We start from the raw sequence: 20,705 nt of genomic DNA on the forward strand, positions 1-20,705 counted from the left end.
ATCCGGTGATGATCCTAAGTTCTCATTTTTGGTTGATTCGCGGTAAGCATGCGCGTCGCAGATGAATTGTTTGGTTGTTTTGCGAATCTGCGTCGCAGGCCAAAGTACATGATGAATAGGATGACAGTTGCAAAGTGGTTGTACTCGAATACGACAAAAATGGCAAATCCTGCTACTGCAATTGATGAGGCTAATGTGAATGTCGCGCAGCCGGCACCTGAAGTGTCTTGTAATGCCCATTTGTAACTGAAGTAAAGAATGTACGACAGCATTACCACTAACAAAATAAGTCCGACTAGCCCCAGGTCGACCATGGTTTGAATGTACGATTGGTGGAAGTGCGGGACGTTGTAGTTTTGGAACGCGCTGATGTGCCGCAGGTATTGTGCGTAGTCTGAACTAAAGTATCCGTTAAAACCCCACCCTAGAATAGGGTGCTTCTGCCACTCATCTAAGCCGTATTGCCAAAGTGACGTTCGACCAGTTAAGGTGCTGTCGCGGCCCAATAAATCAAGAATCGAAGATTGATTTAAGTATACGGTGATGGACGTGACGCATGCCGCGGTGCCAAATAGCAGCGCGAACATACCGCTTCGAATTTTTCGCCGCACTGCGAAATTAACCACGAAATATATTAGCGTGGCGGTGCATCCCAGTATTAGTGCAGATGCGGACCCGGAAAGTACTACGAATAATGCATAGAGGGAAACTGCCGCTAGACGCAGGGGGCCTCGATAGAGCTTCAATGCGAGTATTGCGCCCATTACGGCGTAGAGTCCGCCTGTGATTTTGTGCGGGAATAGTCCACGGAGAGGCTGGATTCCGAGTAGATTTGCCCGTGATTGGTGGTCGAAGTAGAAGGTAAAGGATAGTCTTGCCGCGTATGCGGCCAGCCCGAGTACTGTCAGCACTAAAATGATTCGCGATATGTAGCGGATTATCTGGTCAATGCTGTATTCGGTGGTGATAGAATATGCAACAAGTATGTTTCCTGCGAACAGTGCGCCATAGGTCAAAGTTGACGACGGATTGACTGACCAGATTGCCGATGATGTTACGTAGGCGCACACCATGAATGCGAAGAAAAAGTTCGGGCCGAAGTGCTGGCGGATTGTTAGCAGTGTGACGACGGTAAGGCCGAGAAGGAAAACCCAGCTTGCTTGGAATATGGCGCCTCCCCCTGCGACCGCTCCGGATTGTGACCTCGGTATCAACAACACCGTGCTTAATCCGAGTGTGCAAGCAATGTAGACGTGGTAGAAGCACAGCCGGACGAACTTTAGGCCGTCGTGGGGTTCTGTATCGGCCTGTCGCTGTTGCGTTACAGCCATGCTTTGATTCTCGACTCTCGATCGCGGTGAGGCTGCACGTGCAGGGGTCATAAAGCGTCGGCAGCAATCTGTTTCCAAGTATGACGAAGTTGGCCTTGTTTCGCACCTGCGCCTTAGTGCCTGGCTGGGTGGCGCGGCCGGTGCCAGCACGAGCCAGGTCGTTATAAGGGGCCCAAGACTGTGTAGCATGGGTTTCTCTGTCATTGAAACTTGCAAGGTTGATGAAATCGGGTTCGGTGCGGGTTACTTCTAACAGACGGAACTGACTGAGGTTTTTTTTGGGGGGGTATGCAGCGGTCTGGTGGTCGAGTGTGGCCCTGATCAGGCGGATCGTCGAATGTGCGGGATGGGGTGACGTATTTACATCGCATTTAGTAGTCGAGGCAAGGTCCAGTAGAGGCGGATAAGTATACCCGTGCGGTTTGTTTCGGTCCGGTGCTTCGAGGGGTATAGCAGGACGCGTTTTGATTTTGACCAGTTCGCACCGACTGAGATCCTATTGGCTTATTTTGGATGTCACTGGTCCCTAAGAGGTTTCTCTCCGAGCACCAACACGCGTACTGGGTTCCATGCACCGAAGATTTTCTGGAAGATCACGGGTAGGCCAACGCCTGCGCCGAGGCACACGACGAAGATGATCACATCCTGTTGAACGCCTGCCTGTCCGAGCGCGATACGCGTGGCGGCAGCTCCGAAGACGTGCAGGAGGTAGATCCCAAACGAGAATGCGCCGAGCCACGCCAACGGTCGCTGTTCGATCACACGACGTGCTGAATAGATCAATGTGACGCCGAGGACCCCCACGGCGAGACTGGCCACACGTTGAACCAATTCGGGCAGCTCCCAACTACCAAGAATTGTCGTCAAACGCAGGGCGTATACGGCGGCGAACAGCCCGACGGCGGCCACAGCCTTCCAGCGGGTAACTGTGAACAGTCCAAATCGCTGCATGCCGTAGCCGATCAGGAAAAATGGTAGCAGGCGGATGTATCCATTGATCGAGAAGAAGTCGAGAGAGTCGGGCAGCCGGACGACAACGAAAGCTAGTAGTGCACAGGCGGTGCAAGCGGCCCAACCGTAGCGTGTGGATAGGACGGCGAAGTAGTCCAGTGCGGCGACAGTCAGAAAGATCAGGAACACCGCTTCGAGAAACCACAGGTGCTCTTCGCCGTACACCCAGACCTTCCAGGCCTCCGACGGGGCACGTTCGGAGTTTGCTGCGGGGACAGCCATCTGCAGCACAACGAGCAGGGCGCCAACTGTGAGGAGAGGAACAATGAGGCGACGGATCTTTCCTCGTACTAGCCCGCTGTAGTCGCCTCGCCGAGTAATCGGGCGCAGACCGTAAACGAGTCCTGACAGTACGGTGAACAATGGCATGCGTATGTCGGCTAATCCCAGGTAGAAGAGGCGCCAGACTGAGTCGTCGGCGACTTGCATTCCTCTGTTCGCGCCGGAACCGATGACATGGCCGGCAACCATGAGCACCACGGCAAGGCCACGAAGTGACTCGATTGCAGTGTCTTTAGGTGCGCTGCGCCGGGCCTGAGTTCGCGGAAAGTCGGTCATAGGTCGAATTCGCCGGTCATGACGAGGACTGCGAGGAGAATGGATGCGAGCGCACCCGCGAAGAGAGCAAACTTCAGGTCGGCCTGATTCATAGCAGAGAGTTTGCCGTACAGACCGGTGTTTTGCCGACTTGCTACGTCGCTCGGATGACCGTCACCGTGCATAAGACAATCTACATGCTGCTGCACTCTAGGCGCCAGACAACTTGTACGCGCAACACGCTCAGGCAGAACCCATGCGCGTGGTCCCCGTGCATATTCGGGCTTCTCTAGAGTGAGCGACCAGTCTGTGGGTGCATATTGGTAGGACTATGTTTTCGTTAGCCTACCTACAGTAACAGCAAGCCATGCATACACATTCGCGTTTTTCTGCTCGCCGTAGTTGGTTCATCAAAACCAGTCTTGCGAGCTGCTTCATCAGCCACATGGCGATTAGAGTGGTCGGAAAAATCGGATTAATCAAGATCGGAGTCGCTTTCCGGGTCCGAACGAGATCCGAATCACCCGATGAGCTCAGCCCACGACGGCGACTACCTGCTCTGCGATCTTGTGGTGGCCCGAGTCGTTGGGGTGCAAGCCGTCGGCCACCATGAAGTCCGGGTGACCGGACAGCGGTTCACCGATGTTCAGGTATTTCACCGACGCACCCTCGGCTGCTCGCCGGATGCTGTCGATGATTTCGGTGAACTCCACTGGAATGTCCGTCGCCTCCCAGATCGGGCTGACCACTACAAGCTCGGCATCTGGGAGTGCCGAGCGCAATTGCCCGTACAGCGCTGCGGCTGCCGTGCCGATCTCGGGCGGGCTGCTGGTGAGGTAATCGTTCCTACCCCCAGAGACCACGATGATGTCGGGTTGTGCCGCGCGGACCGACTCGACCTTGGTCGCGTAATCCGTCGGTTGTCCTAGATAAGAGGTCGTGTAACCGGTGCCACCGACGGCAAGGTTCATTTCCGACCATCCCAGGGCCGCCGACGCCAACGTCGTCCATCGCGTGCCGGCCGAGGATGCACCGATTCCCTGACTGTATGAATCGCCGATGAACGCCACCACGGGCACGGACGTGGGGACGTCCGGTACCCCGGCAGACGTGCCACGGTCCTGAGCCGGAGGTTCGGACATCGAACCGATCGACCAGCCGGCGATGCCGCTGACGACCAAGACGAGCACCGACGCCACCACGAGGGCGACGACGCTGGGTCGTCGCATGGTCCGGCGCTTCGGAAGATCTCCGCTGCTGTTCATATCCCCCCGGTTCGCGCGACGCTATTGGCTTGGCACCGTGATGTCGGAAGTCAGGCTGTCGGCGACCACCGATGCCCAGATGCGCTGGCCTTCCGTGTTCGCATAGCGGTCCACGCCGTCGTACAAGTCGGGTGCTTCGCTCAGGGCCGTCGCCACGTCGATGGTCTGAAACTCGTTCTTCCGGCTCGATATCTCCAGGTCCCGGGTGTTGGCGCGTTGCTGATCGCTCTGAGCTTCGGGCTGACCTGGTGCGGGCTGCAGGATCGAGACGACAGATGCCCCCGGATTCTGGTCTCGGAGGACACGCATCAGAGGTATCGACTCCTGGGCGAGCATGGCCGGTCCGATGTCGAGTCCGTTGTTCACCAGCACCAGGTCGATCTCGGCAGGTGGTCGCATCTGGGGCAGCACGTCGTTGATGAAGTCGATGTTGCGGGAGACCGAGGCGTTCCACAACGTGATGGGCTGCCCGGCGCCGTCGGCCACATGAATAGCGGGTTCGATGTATCCCTCGCCCGCCAGTACGTCCCATTCGCGGATATCGGCGGGACGCCCCGACGTCTGCGCGAGGGACTGAATCGTCAGGTAGACCCAGCCGCCCAGCGACGCGCCCGTACCGTCTCCCACGAGATAGATATCGAGCGGGGCGTCGGTTGCGGCGAGACGCGAGGCGAAGGTTTGCGTCGGTTCAGCGGTAGAAGTCGCTGCCGTCGTCGACTGATAATCGTCGGACGCAGTGCTGCATCCCGGTATCGCGGCGGCAGCAAGGAGGGCGACGCATGCTGCCGCCCAACGAACATTCCGGGTCACTGTGGAGACCTCCTTGCAAGGGAGCACGTGTTCACGACGGGACCAGCCTGTGCCGGCGACGGTGAGCACCGCGAGCAGATCGCTTCGGCTTTCGCAGAGGCACAGTTGTCCCCACGAGAGATGCATTGACGACGAGCGCTATGAGAGTCCAGGGAAATGCGAACCAGATGATGTTGGTGACCGACGTGCAGACGGCAAGTGCGACGAAGAGAGGAACTGCCCGCCACCTGTTCTTCACTGCCAGGAACAGGCTGGTGGCGAGGGTCAGGAAGAAGATGGTGCCAACGATTCCGACGTCGTAGAGAACGGCCAGCCACATCGAGCTCAGGTACGCCGCAGCGACAAAGGTGGGATCTACCGGATTGAACTGGGGGAACGAGTTCAATCCGGTTCCGAACAGCACGCCCCAATCTCGTGTCGCAATCTGAGTGAGCGCGTCGTTCCACAGCTGCACCCGGTAAGCGCCGGTTCCTGTCTGAATGTCCACGACATGGACCACTCGCCACAGGAACGTGTCCTGGTCGCCGACCGAGTAGTAGATTTCCTGCAGGTAGAAGGCAGCAAGCGCAGCCGCGAGCAATGAACTGATTACTGTGACAGGCTGTTTCGTCACGTTGCGCGCAGCCCAGAAAAGCAGGATGAATCCCAGGGCAACCCAGGCAGCACGGGTCGAGGTGAGGATCAGCGCGATCACGATCGGGACGGACATCGCAAAGACTTGCCGTGTGACCACCTTGGCGTCGTCTGCAAAGTAGTACAGCACTCCGATCCAGCCGACACACAGACTGCCCATGATGTTGTATTCGAAAGCCAGTCCGCTGACCCGGCGTGAGGGATCGACGAGGAAGTACAGGATGCTCGCGACGGAGATCGTGCAGAGAATGACGGAGCCCCACAAGATCGTCGTCCTGATATCGATGTTCACCGATGCCAGTGGAATCATGGCCAGTAGCGCAACGATCAACTGCACGCCCATCCGCAAGCTCGCGCCGGCCTCGGGGGCAACCAGCAGACTCGACAAGAGACCTGTTGCCACCAGGCCCGCCGCGCCTATGTACACGCCCCCGTGCACCGGACGGCGAGCCGCCGAGGTGCCGTCGCGTCGCGAGTGGGCGTACAGAGCGACAACGAAAATCGGTGCTGCGAAGTACTCTGGCCGCACTGTCAGGCCCGAAACCGTGGTTTGAACGCCGCTGGAGCAGATCGCCAAGAAGTACAGGGCCCATGCCCATCGGATATCGGACAGCGACACCGCGACGGCGACGCAGACCACGATGATGGATGCGACGGCAGTGACCAGCATCGTCTCGGCCAAAGTCGCGTAGGTGACGACGAAGGCGATCGCTACGAACGCAAACAGTTCCCGCAATGACCCTTCGACGGGCAAGGATCTCCAGCGCAGAGCCATGGGGCGGCGGGTCAACGAAGAGGCTTGCGCGCGGCGGCGGTCGGGACGGGCGCATCCTTGGGCGGCTGTGCCGGTTGCGGCGCGTCGTATCCGTACCGCGAGCCCGGACGGCTCGACGTCGGTATCACCGTCATCACGACCCCGAGCAACGCTGCGCCGACGGTCTCCAGAGTCGCGGCGGCACGGGAGACTTCATCCTTGGTCGTGTGCCCGTAGCGCGTCACGAGTATCGCGCCATCACACTGCGTTGCAAGCACGGTGGCATCGGTGACCGGTAGCACCGGCGGGGAATCCACGACGACATAGTCGAATGCCCGCTGCAGGTCTTTCAGCAGTGACTGCGCAGCTGAACTACCCAACAATTCACTGGGATTCGGCGGCGGTGGCCCTGCTGCGACGGCCCACACGTTCTCGTATCCCGACGCCTGAACGACCTCGTCGACCTTGGCGTCGTGGGAGATGACCGAGCTGACGCCGACCGCGGGCACGATGCCGAGATAATCGGCAATCCGTGGACGCCGAAGATCGGCGTCGACTATGACGACGCGATTGCCCATCTCGGCAAGCGACAATGCCAGATTCACCGCCGTGGTCGATTTCCCCTCTCCCGGAATAGCACTGGTGATGAGAAGCATCCGCGGGGGGTTGTCGACGGCGAGGAACTTGAGATTGATCCTCAGTTCCCGGTAGGCCTCTGCGACGGGCGCAGTGGACGTGCCGAAGTCGATCGGAGCATTGTCCTTGACCTGCTTGTCGTACGGAACGTTGCCGACCAGGACGCTGTCTGTCAGCTCCTGCAGAACGGCGGCGTCCTTGACGGTGTTGTCGAAACGGTCGCGGATCAGCGCGCCGATGACGCCGAGGAGAAAACCGACAGTGATCCCGAGCGCGACGTTGCGCACCTTCTTCGGTGAGATCGGCTGCGTCGGCAGCTCGGCCTGTTCGGCGACCGCGACCGTCGCGCTGGCAGTGCCTCCGTCCGATGGAGTTTCGAGTTCGCTCACCAGCGTAGGGAACTGTGCGCCGATGGAATTTGCGATGTCACGGGCGCGCTCGGGTGACGTGTCGTTGACAGCGGCATCCAGCAGCACCGAGTTCGGCTTGGACGTCGCCAGTATCTGCGCCGACAGTTCGTTCGGACTGACCCCGAGGCCGAGCTGTTCGATCACGCGCTCCGAAAGGGCGCGTCCGGACAGCAGATCGGTATAGGAGACAACACGCTGTTGTGATGCGAGGTTGCTCTGATAGACATCGCTTGCCGATATCGCAGCTGTGGATACGAAGAAGCGAGTCGAGGCCTGGTACACGGGCGTGGCCAGCAGCGAATACAGAAGGGCCGCGATAGCGCCGACGAGCGTGGTCGCCACGATCGTCAACCACCGGGATCGTAGGGCCAGCGCATACTCACGAACGCCCACTGGCTGTCTCCTCATCTTCTGCGATCACGCTCGACGGTGACCGAAACGAAAGAGCTGACGGCCCGCGTAATGTACACGCCGCCGCCGTACGTGTCCGAGACTGCTTGATCAATGTACTGGCGGCACAACGGAAACTTCTACACAAGCGAATATCGTCCTCTGCAGAACAATGGTTTGTGACGACAATTTCACGGGTGTTCAATACATTCGACGAATTGCGTCGATGCAAACCGGATAAGCGATCGGTTTCGGTCATTGTGCCACTCCGAAATCGCTCAGCGCGTCGACTCGGCTCGGTGACCGAGCGAGAAACGGGCGCGCGGCAATGCACGCGCCGATGGTCGACAGAACGGTCGCGACGAAGATGGCAGCGATGTTGGCGGCGTACCACTCCTCGAGTTGTGTCAGCACTTCAGGCTTGAGGGCGAAGGACACACGAGTCGGAAGAACCACGAACACGGCCGGTGCAGCGAGCCCGCAGGCAATCAGCAGCGTGCGACGGGTGCATTTTGACAGCACCACGGCAGTGATCGGGAGTGTGGCGGGCAGAGCGAACACCAGCAGTCGAGAAGTATCCGTCGCCAACGGCAACGAGGCGAGCGTGATCGCGACAACCGTCGCGAAGTACTGAGCTGTCCCACTCGAGCGTAGTTCCTTGACTGCTTTCGCATTGTGCGACGACCGAGCAATGTACAGGCCGAGAGAGCTGATACCTGCCAGGATCAGCACCCATCCGGCGCCGAAGCCGAACCAACCTTTGACGACGATGCCGAACCCTAGTTCGGGGAACAGGGCCGACCCGGACGGTGAACTGTGGATCCCGTACGCGAGGAGTGCGCACGACGCCACGGCGCCGATCGAGAACAAGGCCCACTGACGCCGAAAGAGGAGAAGCACTAGAAAGCCGATCACTACCTCCTTCACCGTGACGCCGATGAGGATCAGGGCAAGCATGGGCAGGTCTCGGTGCCGGAGGTAGCAGAAACCGATCAGCGCAATGACGAGCAATCCAGCCGAGTCCAAGAGATACGGGTTCTGAAAAAGCAGGGTGTAGGCGGCGCCGGTCGCAGTGAACAACCACGCTGCAGCCACCGCGCGGTACGAGCCGGACAGCTTGGCTGCGCTGTAGGTGATCAGAGTCGTTGCTGCGAAAGCGAACACGTAGTTGAGCACCCTGAGTGCCGTCGTCGCCGAATCTCCGAACAGGGAGGCAATCCACGGTATCGACCATCGCCCACCCCACGGGTACTCGACCTCGCCACCGTTCGCCATCGTGATGTACCGCAGCGCATCCGAGCTGTCCACTCCGAACCACGGATCCAACGCGCCGGCATGGCGAGCCGGGATCAACAGGAACGCAGCCACCAGTACGGCCGTCGCGACCACGGTTGCCGGCAGCGCGCGGGTGATCATGACGGGAGCAGTACTTCGGTCATGCGCGGGATCAAGTACCGCCCGTAGTTGGACGTGATATGGCCTGTGTCCCAACGTACGACGATGCCGGACACGAAAATCGGACACGACGATCGGAAGCAGAACCACGGCCTCGTGTCGACGAAAGTTGCTCCGGTGGCCTTGGCTGCGGCTTCGTCGGCGTTTCGTTTGGTCGTCCAGTTGGGTGAAATCGGGCTGACGCAGTCCGACGGCGATGACACTCGCGTCGCACATTCGGTGACGGCCTTGCCAAACGGATCCGGGGCAAGGATCACGATGCGGGCGCCGCTTTCCGCCACCTGATCGATCAGACCTGTCCGTGCCTTCATCCAAGCCTGGGGTGATCCTGGTTCGTCGACCAGTCGCTCGATGCCGTACTCCATGTCCGAGATGATCAACAGAGTTGGCCTGGCAGTGTTTATCTGCTCTACGACGGTGTCGCGGCTGTCGTTGCACCTCTGCGAGTACTCGGGATCTTCCTCGATGAGAATGTCCGCAGCGACGAACGGGCAGTTCGCCATTGCAAAACCGTGCACGCGGTAGCCGTTGGGTTCCAACGCACCGCGAATCGCGGGCATCCACGACATCGAGACCGAGTCTCCCACCACGAACGCGGACCGAGGCGCAGCAGGATCTCCGAAGTTGCACAGGTCCAAGCTGATGTCCGGTGAGTCGATACACTTCATGTCCGGATTCATCTCCTCGGGAATGCCGCTCTCGATGTCGTCCAACGGCGGACTCAACGATGGGAACTCCGTTGCGGACAGGGCATCTTTGATTGCCACCTGAAGCGGGTCCTCGGCCCGAGCGTCGGACGCGGCGACGGGTGCTAGGACCGGGGGTGCTGCGTCGCTCGATAGCACTCGAGTGGGCTGGTTGAAGACGGCAATGGACAACAAGACGAGGACAACCCCCAGGGCACCGACAACCACCACATGTGCATCGTGGTTCGAGCGAGAGCCTGCGCTCCGCCTACGGCCCCTGCCGTGCCGGACAGGCGCGAGGAAGGACGAACCCAGTATCGGCTTCTCCACGAGGTGGTAGGAGGCGACCGTCAGCACGGTCATCAAGGAAATGGCCGTTACGTAGTACACGAGTCCCGGCGCCAGAACCGACTCGAGAAGGACGATCACGGGCCAGTGCCAGAGGTACAGCGAATAAGAGATTGCCCCGACGTACACGAAGGGTCGGAGCGTCAAGATCCAATTCGAGCGGACCGAACTGACGCCGATGCCCGCGGCCAAGACCAGACACGTCGATACGATCGGCAGCGCACCCGTCGGTGCAGGAAACGTAGACGCGGGATCGATAGCGAAGGCGGATGCGACAATTCCGACAATTCCGAGTGCGCCCATGGCATTTCGAATGATGCCGGGGAGTCGGGTGAGAAGCGATGCTCCGGCAGCGACGAGAGCGCCTGCGCCGAGTTCCCATGCCCTGGTGAATGTGGAGAAGTATGCGACAGTCGGTGCGCTGATGCTCTGGCGGTACGCCAACGCGAACGAACACGCAACGATGGCCGCAGCGAATGCGCACGTCAGGACTGCCAGTGACACCCTCGGGACAATACGTTTGGTCGCCATCAACAATGCGCCGATCAGGAGCGGCCAGACAAGGTAGAACTGCTCCTCCACCGCCAGCGACCAATAATGTTGCAGTGGCGACGGGGGCAGAGCGGACTGGAAGTAATCGGTTCCGACCGCTTCGAAATGCCAGTTGACCATAAAGAAGAGCGACCACCAGGCGTCCCCGACGACGTCTTCGAAACGGCTGGTCAGGAGCAGCACGTACGAGGCGGTGACCGTGGTGCCGAGTACGAGCAACGACACGGGAAGAATGCGGCGGGCTCGACGACGATAGAAGTTGGAGATCGATACCCGACCGCTGCGGTTTCCCTCGCGAAGCAGGAGGCCGGTGATGAGGAAACCCGAAATGACGAAGAACACGTCGACACCGATGAAACCCCCATGGGGCCAGCCGAAAAGGTGATCGAGGACCACCAGGACAACGGCAATCATGCGCAGTCCCTGAATATCGGCACGGTATCCGAAAGGGCTCCCGGTGTGAACGTCTGGACTTCGAGTCGTCCCTGCTTCCGGACCCCCGCGCCCTGCAAGCAGTGTCATTCGGTTCCTCGTGGGTAATCGGGCGGTCTCTGACCTGACCGGACGGTATTCGCTGAACTCTAACCCCAATGCGCCTGCAATTCCTGCCAGTCGTGAGACTTGTTAGCAGCTCGAAATTCCATGCGCGCGGCTGCTTCTGGAATAAATCGACTGTTCATCGGGAGAAGGCAACAAATAACGGTCGGAAGGATGGAAACGTGAGCGTCGAACCTCCTAATCGTCGCTTCCATTGACACGCAGGAGATTTCCGATCCCACGCGAACTCCTATCGAGGTGACGTTTGTGCCCTTCGCAGTTACGGTATGGATCGGCGGCAATTGTTGTTCGTCTTCCGGATCGACGAGGGGGGACTGGTGGCGGGTCGCAACGCGGTGGTCGTGTCCGCCTTCGTCGTGCACCCGACGATGCCGAGCGAACCAGGCATCGGATGGCAATTCCTACTGGCAACGCTCGAACACGCGCAAGCCGTCGACGCGGTCGTCGTCCTGCTCACCAACCGTCGGTCCGAGATCGCCTGCCGCGGCCAGGTTCCGGCCCGATTCGCCAGCCGACTCGAGGTCGTCGCCATCGACATTCCCCGAGCGCCGTCGTTCTTCCGCTGGCACGAACCCCGCTTCACCCGCATCGAACACGAGATCTGGGTGAACCTCGCCGGCCGCCGCATGCCGTCACTGGCACGGCGCTACAACGTTGTCTATACGCACCACGTCGTCTTCGCTACCGAACTGTTGTCCACACCGATAACCCGACTACCCGCAGACGTGTTCAAGGTCTGGGGTCCGATCGGTGCTGGAGGAGTGGCCGCAGTGTTCCGCATCCGTCCACGGACCGCGACGTCGCTGCGGCAATTCTGTATGCAGGCGCTTCGGGACCTTCTGATCGCATTGCCGGCACGGCGCACAGCGAGTGGGTGTGACCTGGTGTTGGCTCAGAACGAGGCGGTCGTCGACGTGCTCGGATCGATAGGAACTCCGACGCGCATCTTCCCGAATGTCGTGGTTCCGCGCTCTGCCGAATCGAGCCGGAGCGTCGACCATCGAGCGGGCCTGGACATTCTGTGCGTGGGACACCTCATTGCGCGTAAGCGGATCGACATAGCAATCGACGCCCTTCTCGCGCCGGCGCTTGCATCAGCGACCCTGCACATCGTCGGACAGACGAGCACCCCACATGCTGCTGCCCTGCGTGCCCAGTGCGAGCGGACGGGCGTACTGGACCGCGTGGTATTCCACGGCGGTATCGAACACTCGGAGGTGCTGGCAATGATGGCAGGAATGAGCGTGCTCCTGCACCCCTCCGGACGAGAAGGTGCCAGCGGGGTCGTGGGCGAAGCAACGTCGCAAGGACTCCCCGTCGTGTGCTTCGCCGGCACCGGAGCGGCATCCGTCTTGCAGTACGCAGGAACCTCCGGGATCGCTCTGCCGGCTCGGGCGGGTACGAACCGCGAAGAAATCGCAGCGGCCGTCGTGGACGCTGCCGCGATGCCGCGGTGCGAGTCGGCGGTCTGGAGCACATCGCGTTTCGTCGACCTCGCCGCACAGCTGTGGGGCGAAGGAATCGAGCATCGGTCCACCCGTCGGGTCGGAGTGTCATGAGCAATCCGAGTGGAGGAGTGCCCGCACCGCCCTGGTACCGCAGGATCACCGTCCCGAGAGTTCCGATGCCGCGGACCAGACTGATGGCTCCGCGCGACGTGTCCTTCGTCAAATTGCAATCGCTGCGGATCTACGGCCCCTTCGACCTACCCGACCCGCAGACGGCCGATGCAAGGCTGGAGGCATTTCTTACTTCGCGGAACGGCCGTATGCTTCTGCGTCGAATCGACAGGAGCACAGCGAGTTTCCGGGCCCTCCGAGGAGACCGGACGGCGAACGCCCGTCTGGTGTATTCACGGAGCGACGCCAAGAGCATGGGTGACCTCTGCTACGAACTGCACGCTCGGCCAGCATGCGAGTTCCCGATGGATATCACGCTCACCGACAGCTACGTCGCCTTCCGGCCGCAGCATGTGTGGTTCGACGGGATATCAGGCAGCGCGTACATCGGCGACATCATTGCCGCCATCACCGGTACCGACGCCGTGCGCGAGACAGACAGACGCGCAGCGTTCCTCCCCTTGATCACGGCCGTGTTCAGGACCGGCCTGTACAGGCCGTCCATGCTGCGCCACGCGCTGACCTCACTCAAGGAACATCAGCCGAACCTCCCCCGTCCGGCCCCACTTCCCGAGGTTCCCTGGCGTGTGACCAGGTGCGAGGTGATCGATGCGCGCGAGGCTCGCCAGTTCGCGGACCGACTGGGTGAAGGCGGACGTCGCATCTCCATCAACGAGGGCATCACGGTCGCGATCATCCGTGCGGTTGCCGCGGAGGTCGACCCGTCTATCGATCTTGCCGTCAACATGTCCGTCGACAGCAGGCGTTATATCGGAACCGAGCGCTTCGTCAGCGGGAACTTCGCGCCCGCGTTGAGCATCGGTAGGCTTCGTGAAGAAGGCTGGTCCGGCCAACTCGTGAGTGATCGACTACGAGGCCTACTGGATTCCGCGGCGCCTCTCGGTTCGATCGTGCGCGGAGCGGTTCGTGATTTTCGGCCACCACCGTTCGTTCCGGACCGATCGAACAAGGGCCCCTTCACCCCTGGCCGTCAGGTCACGATCTCCCACGTCAAAGGAACGCCGGTCTTCGAACATCTGCCGTGGTCCAGCACACGAGTCCGGCACCTGTACTGTTCCGGTGTCTTCGACGACGGCCTCGGTCTCAACATCTATTCCGAGCGCTCGGAGAATGTCATCTGCCTTGCGGTGGTGGATGATTCGAATCTGGTGAACGTCGATTCGTTCTTCGAGCGAGTGTTCGCGGAAATGGGTGCCACTCTCACCGAAGACTGGTGGGCACATGACCCGCGCTGACGTGATGGCGACGAAGAGTGTCTTCGTGCTGCGCATGATCGACCAGGGCATGTGGTCGCTCGGATTCTTCGCACTCAATCTTGCAGCAGGCATCGCACTCCCCGTCGATCAATTCGCGTCCCTGTCCGTCGCTGCCGCAATCGGATTCATCGCCGTCGGCGCATCACGGGCATGGGGTGTGAACTCCGCGATGGTCGCGGCGGCGCGATTCGGTGTTTCACCGGAGACGTCGATCGACCGGTGGTCGGCGTGGCGAGGAGCATGCTTGTTCGCCACCGTCGCCGGGCTGATCGTGTTCGGCTGGGTCGGCCGCAGCGGTGACATCGGCCAAGCCGCAGTGCTGGGCGCGCTGGCCGCTCTGCTGGTGGTGTCCGACCTGCCGAGGCAGGTGCTCATCATTCGGGGCGGGTACGTCAGAGCCGCGATGTTGAGCGGAATCTACGTCGTGTTCGGCGTAGTCGGGTCGCTCGCGTTCGTGTTCGATCAAGGCTTTGCCTACCTGCTCACGACGTGGTGTGTGGGGTTGGTTCTGATCCTGACCGTGGGCATAGCGTTCTGCGGTGACGAAACCACTGACATCGGCTTCGAATCCCGCATCGCGTTCGCGTGGCGCATGACCGCGGAAGCCTTGTATCTGGGTGTGGGAAGTCAGATTGCAACGCTTCTGCTGTATCTCGCTCAGGACGACGAGGCCACCGCAGGAATCAGATTCGCGTACGCACTCGTCTTCGCGCCAGCCTTTGTCGTCATCCAAGGTCTTCAGCCCTTGATCTTCAAGCACGTGGCGCGGATCAGTGCGGTAGGTCCGCGAGCCGCCGCCGCCGCGTGCATGAAGTGGAACGTCGTCGTCGCAGTCGGCCTCGCGGTGTGCGGCGTAGTCGGCGGCGTAATCCTGTCGACGGTGTTCGCCGAACTCGGGCCGAACGCCGCAGTGCCCTACATCGTGCCTGTCGGCATTGCCATTCTGTCCGCCCAGATGTTCGACGCAGCATTGCTCGGGTGCCGATTCTTCATGACGCCCGTGGTGATCCACCGGGCTCGCCTCGTATCCGTTCTCGCCGACGTCGGCTTCCAGGGACTCGGTGTGGCGCTCGGAGGGGCGGGAGGGCTCATCGTGGCCTTGGTCGTGACGAGTGGAGTGAGGGTCATCATCTCCACCGGGATGCTGCTCGTCCTTCCTCGCGTCGGGCGAACCGTGGAACCATCCGCATTGCAGGAAGGCCAGGCATGAGAATCCTGTTCGACGCCTATCACTGGTTCGAAGGCCCGCCTGCCGGCATCACGATCATTCACGACCTGGTGGAGGCATGGGGCTCCGAGTTCCAGGACGACGAGTTGGTTATTGCGCTCGCGCGTGATCCGTCACCGGACGAGGTAGCCGAGTTGACCGCTGCAGGTCTGGGCTGGATCCGCACGCGACTGCCGACGCATCCTCTCAAGAACGGAGTCGAGCTCTCGCTCAGACGCGGTTTCGACTGTGTCGTGACCCAGAACTTCACCCCTCTGTTAGGTACGTCGGCCGTCTTCCTTCACGATGTTCTGTTCCAGTCCAATCCCGAATGGTTCTCGAGGCTCGAGCTGGCTTACCTGTCCATCTACCCCCGTAACGCACGCCTGGCGAACGTGCTGTTCACGTCATCGAGAACCGAAGCCGCCCGGATCGAGCACCACAACCCTGCGCTCAAAGGGGTCGTGCCCACCGGACTGGGTCTGTCGCAGGCGCTGGTGCGGGCAGACCCGTCGGCACCCGTCGATCTGAAGCTGCGGGAACAGGGCTTCCTGCTGTCCGTGGGCCGACTGAACGTGCGCAAGAACCTCGCGATGGCTCTTCGCAGCGCCCTCGCTGAGGGCATCGTGACCCCGGACTTCCCGTACGTCGTGGTCGGTGAGCGAAACGGAGCCGGTGACGTAGCCGACCCAGTCATATCCGCCGCTGTCTCGGACGGATCCATCGTCTACACAGGCTTCGTGGACGAGTCGCAGTTGTCCTGGCTCTACACCAACACAGCCTTGTTCGTGTATCTCTCGCTCGGAGAGGGGTACGGTCTGCCACCCCTGGAGGCACTGCACTTCGGCGCACCTGTCCTCGTCAGCGACATTCCGGTTTTTCGTGAGGTGCTCGCGGGGCACGTCGACTACGCGGATCCGTCGGATCAAAGTGCCATCGGTGCCCGCATGCGACGCATACTCGACGAACCACGACCCGAGGTGGCTCCGCACTTCGAGCCCGACAGTTGGGCCTCCGTCGTCACCACAATGCGGACCGCTGTCCAGACAACGAGGAGAAAATCCATGCTGCACAGCGTCATCGACAGGATCTATTGGCGTCTGCGACAACGACACTTACCCGAAGACCTTGCAGCCGGAACGTTGCTCGGCTTCGTCTGGAGCCGAGTGGTCCAGGCAGTCCGCGGGCAGGTATTCGGCATGCCCTACCTGAAAGGGCCCGCCGTGCACTTTCGAGGCCGCGGGGTTCGGGTGAAGAACGCGGCCAAACTTCAGGTGGGCAGCGGTGTCGTCTTCGGCGACGGCGTCTCCATCGACGCGCACTCCGCACACGGCATCATCTTCGGCGACTCTGTCACCGTCGGTCGGGGGTCGTCCATCAACGGGTCGGGAGTCATCTCGGAACCCGGTGTGGGAGTGAGCATCGGAAAGGGCACCGCGGTAGGGATGTACAACGTCATCTGGGGTCAAGGCGGGGTGACGATCGGCGAGAACGTGTTGATAGGGCCGCACGTCTCCATTTTCAGCGAGGATCATGGATCGGCGGATACGACCGTCGCGATGAACAGGCAGGGCTACCTGCGAGCCCCTACCGTGATCGGTGCCGACACCTGGCTCGGCGCGGGTTGCGTCGTGACGCGCGGAGTGACGATAGGTGAGGGCGCCATCATCGGCGCCGGCTCGGTGGTGACCAAGGACGTCGGGGCATACGAGATACACGGGGGTGTTCCCGCCAAGTTCATCAAGAGTAGGAAACCCGGATGACACAGCCTGACGTGTCGGCGGTGATCGTCACCTACAACAGCGCCCACGTCATCGAGGCATGTCTCGGTGCACTCGTGGTCGACAGTGGCACAGCGATCGAAACTGGCGCAGCGATCGACATCGAGGTGATCGTCTACGACAACGCGTCGAGCGACGAAACCGTAGCTGTTGTGTTGGAATGCTTTCCGACAGTACGCGTCATCCGAGGCGCGGAGAATCTGGGGTTCGCCAAGGCGGTCAACAAGGCGGCGTCAGCAGCCCGCGGTCACCACATCATGCTCCTCAACCCTGACGCGGTGATCGACTCCGTGTCCGTAGGGGTACTCCGAGACGCCGTACCGAGTACCCGCGGCGGGGTGGTGGCGCCGATGATCGAGCATTCCTCCGGACTGGTCAGGGTGGTGTCCGCCGGAAGGATGCCGACGTCGTGGCGCATGTTCACCCATTACTTCGGTCTGTCGAGGCTTGCCGAGGGACGTGAATGGCTGGGAGGGCACTACTACCTACCGTCCGAAGATCTCGAATCATCACCCTTCGAGGCTGATTGGGTGACTGGTGCCTGCTTGATGGTCGACTCAGAAACATGGCGTCGGATGGACGGCCTCTCCGAGAGGTGGTTCATGTACGCCGAGGACATCGAGTTCTGTTGGCGTGTAGGCAAGGCCGGAGGTAAAGTCCTGGTCCAACCTGCGGCGACCGCACAACATCTCGTGGGTAGCAGCAACAGTGAACAAGCGACACACACCAACTCGGCCTGGGTAATCAACCTCTACGATTTCTATGCAGCTGACCTTGCACGCAATCGAGCTCAGCGGGTGTGGTGGGGCATCGTCGTGTCCAGTGGCCTGTGCCTGCGCGCCTGCGTCTTTCTGATCCAATCTAGAGTGGATCGACGAAATACATTGACGCACAGAGCGTCCGCGAGGCAGTTTCTCGACCACTCCCGCGCGGTTGCTGAGCGAGCACTGAAGAACGTCAGAATCGCAGCGTGAATTATTCCTGAGAGTCTGCCATTCTTTCGGCCTCGAGGTGAGAACGAAGGGCGTCGTCGTAATCGCGGCACACGCGGTCCCAGGTATACAAGTCTTTCGCCCGCTCCACGGCGCTGGCGCTCAGTGATTGCTGCAGGTCCACGTCGCTGATCATCCTGTCGATGCAGTCAGCGATGCTTCTACCGTCCGGCCGGACGAACAGGGCGGTCTCACCGAGGACCTCGCGGTTGTACACGGTGTCGCGAGCGATGATCGGTGCGCCGCACGCCATCGCTTGTACCAGAGCAGGATTGGTGCCACCTACGCTGTGGCCGTGGAAGTAGGCACCCGCGTTCTCCCACAGCGAGAACAGCTTGGCGTCGTCGCTGAGGTGACCGTACCAGCGTACGTTTCGATTCCGCTCGACGATGTTCGCAACACGTCGTTCAATCTCACCGCCATACCCGGATGATCCGACTATCACTACATCCCAACGGGATCCGATGAGTTCGACCGCCTCCAAGAACTGGCCGATGCTGTTCTCCGGTACCAACCGTGCAACCATGAGCACGTACTTCCGCTTCGGCAAATCGTCTGGTGGATCATCCCCGCTGCGGGGATCGCCGCCATAAGGAATGAACACCCCCTCGCGACCGGACAGCTCCTGCCAGCGAACACCCAACTCGCGCGAATCGTAGATCAAGGTCGTCGCGAACTTGGCGGTGAGTCGACCCCCGACGAAGAAAATTGCTTTGGCCAGGCGCCCCCACTTCTCCCGTTCCCACTCCACGCCGTCGACGTTGACGAGGGTAGGAATTCCTCTGAATCTCAGCAACGGTAACCAGAACCCGTTTGCTACGTTCATCACCAAGGTGACATCCGGCTTCGTGGCCGAGGAATGAAGCACCGATGTGAAACCGTAGGTCAGCGTGCTCGCTGATTTGCTGTCGACCCCTGGAGTCACCACCGAGCGCACCCGAGGATCGTTGTGAGCCGGGTTGTGGTCGAGTGACCTTTCGCGTCCGTAGACAACGACATTCCAACCATGATCAACAAGGTAGGGTGCGAGATGGCGCACGAGTGTCTCGAATCCACCGTAGAAGCTCGGATAACCGCGGGTACCGATGATCGCTACCGTCGGACTCAAAGATGCCCCCACTCTTCGAATGAGCCTTGGTTGTTATCAGACAGACGTGGCCCGGTGGGCTTGTACGGCCGATGGTACGCAACAGCGATTGGATTTGCTGGACGTAAGCTACGAATCTTCCCGCAGGTTAGGGCATTTCGTGTGCAGTACGGGACTCGTGAGGGACAATGTCCGAATAAACAGGGAACGTGTCGTATTCGGTCGAATGCTTTGTACTGCGTGACCGATCCGGTGCGTTCAAGCGCATCTCCTCGAAGGTTCCGTGCCCTGGGCGTCGAATGGATCCGTCAGCTCGAGCCTTTACCGTCCGCCTTCGTCCAGCGATTCAACAGTACGCAGTCGACTCGGACAGTGAGGTCTGCAAGCAGGCGAAAGTGACACTGCCCGAGTGAGGCATTCAGTGGCGGACGTCCTCGTAGGCAGCTGGCCTGCCTCGGTCTACCGTCCCCCGCCGATGCTGGGGTTCTGGCCGGTGATGGACCGGGGAGTCAAGCGCTTCTGATCGGAACCGTCGAGGTTCATCGATGCCAGTTCGGCGCGATTGGACAGGCCGATATCGGTGACGAGTTCACCGGACTGCGTTGTCGCCCTGGTGTAGAAGATGCGGGAACCATCCGGGCTGAACTCGGGATGGACTGCGTACGTCGTGGTGAGCTGAGTGATCTCGCCGCCGCCGACGGGCATCGAATAGATCTCGGAACCGTTGTTTCCACCCCGATTGCTCGAGAAGACGAGGGTGGATCCGTCGGGCGAGTAGACCGCGTCCGCATTCCAGAACTGGTCTCGCAGGATCACCGTCGATTCGCCACCGGACGCCGGCACTTCCAGAATGTAGCCCGCGATGTCGAAGAGAATGCGGGAGCCGTCGGGCGAGAAGGAAGACCCGAATGCGGAGTCCTCCTGGGCGACCACCCGTACGTCGGACCCGTCGGCGTTCATGACGCTGATGCTGCCACCGCTGGTGAAGGCGATCATCGACCCGTCCGGAGAAAACGCAGGCTGGTACCCGCCCTCGTGCAGGGTTCTGGATTCGCCCGACGCGAGATCGACAGCCTCGAGCGTCCGTCCCGCGCGGGTGTAGACCAACTGTGTGCCGTCGGGGGACAGCGCCGTGTAATTGGCATACATGCCGTCGGACATGTCCTCTGCAACAGTCGGTGTGACCTGTCGCAGACCAGTCCCGTCGGCATTCATCACGAACACCTGGCCCCAGCCGTCGTCGAAGGAGACGACCACAGGCGCCGGTGGGGCCGGCGGATCCTCCGAACAGCCCACGAGCAACGCTGACGCAGCGAACAGGACCGCCATCGATCGGATGAGCCGCATCGGGTCATCCCTTGCAGAC

General features: G+C 60.7%; 15 protein-coding genes. 5 read left to right on the forward strand and 10 right to left on the reverse strand.

What is annotated here, in order from left to right; genetic code table 11:
- Nucleotides 1–14: 14 nt before the first annotated feature.
- The 8 genes from ACFULT_RS04425 to ACFULT_RS04460 form a co-directional block, all read right to left on the reverse strand.
- Nucleotides 15–1,331, reverse strand: a complete 1,317-nt coding sequence (locus ACFULT_RS04425) for an O-antigen ligase family protein (RefSeq protein ID WP_378480737.1) — start codon at nt 1,329–1,331, stop codon at nt 15–17.
- Between the two features lie 516 nt (nt 1,332–1,847).
- The gene (locus ACFULT_RS04430) at nt 1,848–2,900 is read right to left on the reverse strand and encodes an acyltransferase family protein (RefSeq protein ID WP_378480738.1); all 1,053 of its coding nucleotides are present in this window, start codon (nt 2,898–2,900) and stop codon (nt 1,848–1,850) included.
- 512 nt (nt 2,901–3,412) lie between these two features.
- Entirely contained in the window at nt 3,413–4,108 is a 696-nt protein-coding gene (locus ACFULT_RS04435; protein WP_378480739.1) for an SGNH/GDSL hydrolase family protein, read from the reverse strand.
- 57 nt (nt 4,109–4,165) lie between these two features.
- A complete protein-coding gene (locus tag ACFULT_RS04440; protein WP_378480740.1) occupies nt 4,166–4,954 on the reverse strand; it encodes a hypothetical protein in 789 nt (262 codons plus the stop codon).
- A 31-nt stretch (nt 4,955–4,985) separates the two neighbouring features.
- Nucleotides 4,986–6,362, reverse strand: coding sequence for an O-antigen ligase family protein (locus tag ACFULT_RS04445; protein WP_378480741.1), 1,377 nt, complete (start codon nt 6,360–6,362; stop codon nt 4,986–4,988).
- An 11-nt stretch (nt 6,363–6,373) separates the two neighbouring features.
- A complete protein-coding gene (locus ACFULT_RS04450) occupies nt 6,374–7,780 on the reverse strand; it encodes a polysaccharide biosynthesis tyrosine autokinase (protein WP_378480742.1) in 1,407 nt (468 codons plus the stop codon).
- A 252-nt stretch (nt 7,781–8,032) separates the two neighbouring features.
- A complete protein-coding gene (locus ACFULT_RS04455; RefSeq protein ID WP_378480743.1) occupies nt 8,033–9,193 on the reverse strand; it encodes a hypothetical protein in 1,161 nt (386 codons plus the stop codon).
- Nucleotides 9,190–11,340 carry an acyltransferase family protein gene (locus ACFULT_RS04460; RefSeq protein WP_378480744.1) on the reverse strand — a complete coding sequence of 717 codons (2,151 nt, stop codon included), beginning with the start codon at nt 11,338–11,340 and terminating at the stop codon, nt 9,190–9,192. The genes ACFULT_RS04455 and ACFULT_RS04460 overlap by 4 nt, the downstream gene beginning before the upstream one ends.
- 302 nt (nt 11,341–11,642) lie before the next feature.
- Between ACFULT_RS04460 and ACFULT_RS04465 the strand changes: the two genes are divergently transcribed.
- Genes ACFULT_RS04465 through ACFULT_RS04485 form a run of 5 tightly spaced genes read left to right on the forward strand, consistent with a single transcriptional unit; the run spans nt 11,643 to nt 18,234 of the window.
- On the forward strand, nt 11,643–12,935 hold the full coding sequence (locus tag ACFULT_RS04465; RefSeq protein ID WP_378480745.1) for a glycosyltransferase: 1,293 nt from the start codon (nt 11,643–11,645) through the stop codon (nt 12,933–12,935).
- Nucleotides 12,932–14,251: a hypothetical protein gene (locus ACFULT_RS04470; RefSeq protein ID WP_378480746.1), complete on the forward strand. Its 1,320-nt coding sequence runs from the start codon at nt 12,932–12,934 to the stop codon at nt 14,249–14,251. Before ACFULT_RS04465 ends, ACFULT_RS04470 begins: the two co-directional genes overlap by 4 nt.
- Nucleotides 14,238–15,482, forward strand: a complete 1,245-nt coding sequence (locus tag ACFULT_RS04475; protein WP_378480747.1) for a hypothetical protein — start codon at nt 14,238–14,240, stop codon at nt 15,480–15,482. The genes ACFULT_RS04470 and ACFULT_RS04475 overlap by 14 nt, the downstream gene beginning before the upstream one ends.
- Nucleotides 15,479–17,242: a glycosyltransferase gene (locus ACFULT_RS04480; protein ID WP_378480748.1), complete on the forward strand. Its 1,764-nt coding sequence runs from the start codon at nt 15,479–15,481 to the stop codon at nt 17,240–17,242. Before ACFULT_RS04475 ends, ACFULT_RS04480 begins: the two co-directional genes overlap by 4 nt.
- Nucleotides 17,239–18,234 carry a glycosyltransferase family 2 protein gene (locus tag ACFULT_RS04485; protein WP_378480749.1) on the forward strand — a complete coding sequence of 332 codons (996 nt, stop codon included), beginning with the start codon at nt 17,239–17,241 and terminating at the stop codon, nt 18,232–18,234. Before ACFULT_RS04480 ends, ACFULT_RS04485 begins: the two co-directional genes overlap by 4 nt.
- Nucleotide 18,235: 1 nt before the next feature.
- On the opposite strand, the gene ACFULT_RS04490 is transcribed toward ACFULT_RS04485, so the two are convergent.
- Both ACFULT_RS04490 and ACFULT_RS04495 read right to left on the reverse strand, forming a co-directional pair.
- On the reverse strand, nt 18,236–19,360 hold the full coding sequence (locus ACFULT_RS04490; protein WP_378480750.1) for a glycosyltransferase: 1,125 nt from the start codon (nt 19,358–19,360) through the stop codon (nt 18,236–18,238).
- Nucleotides 19,361–19,798: 438 nt separating this feature from the next.
- On the reverse strand, nt 19,799–20,686 hold the full coding sequence (locus ACFULT_RS04495) for a TolB family protein (protein WP_378480751.1): 888 nt from the start codon (nt 20,684–20,686) through the stop codon (nt 19,799–19,801).
- Nucleotides 20,687–20,705: the final 19 nt, after the last annotated feature.

The organism is Rhodococcus sp. NPDC057297 (assembly GCF_042667435.1).
GTDB lineage: Bacteria > Actinomycetota > Actinomycetes > Mycobacteriales > Mycobacteriaceae > Rhodococcoides.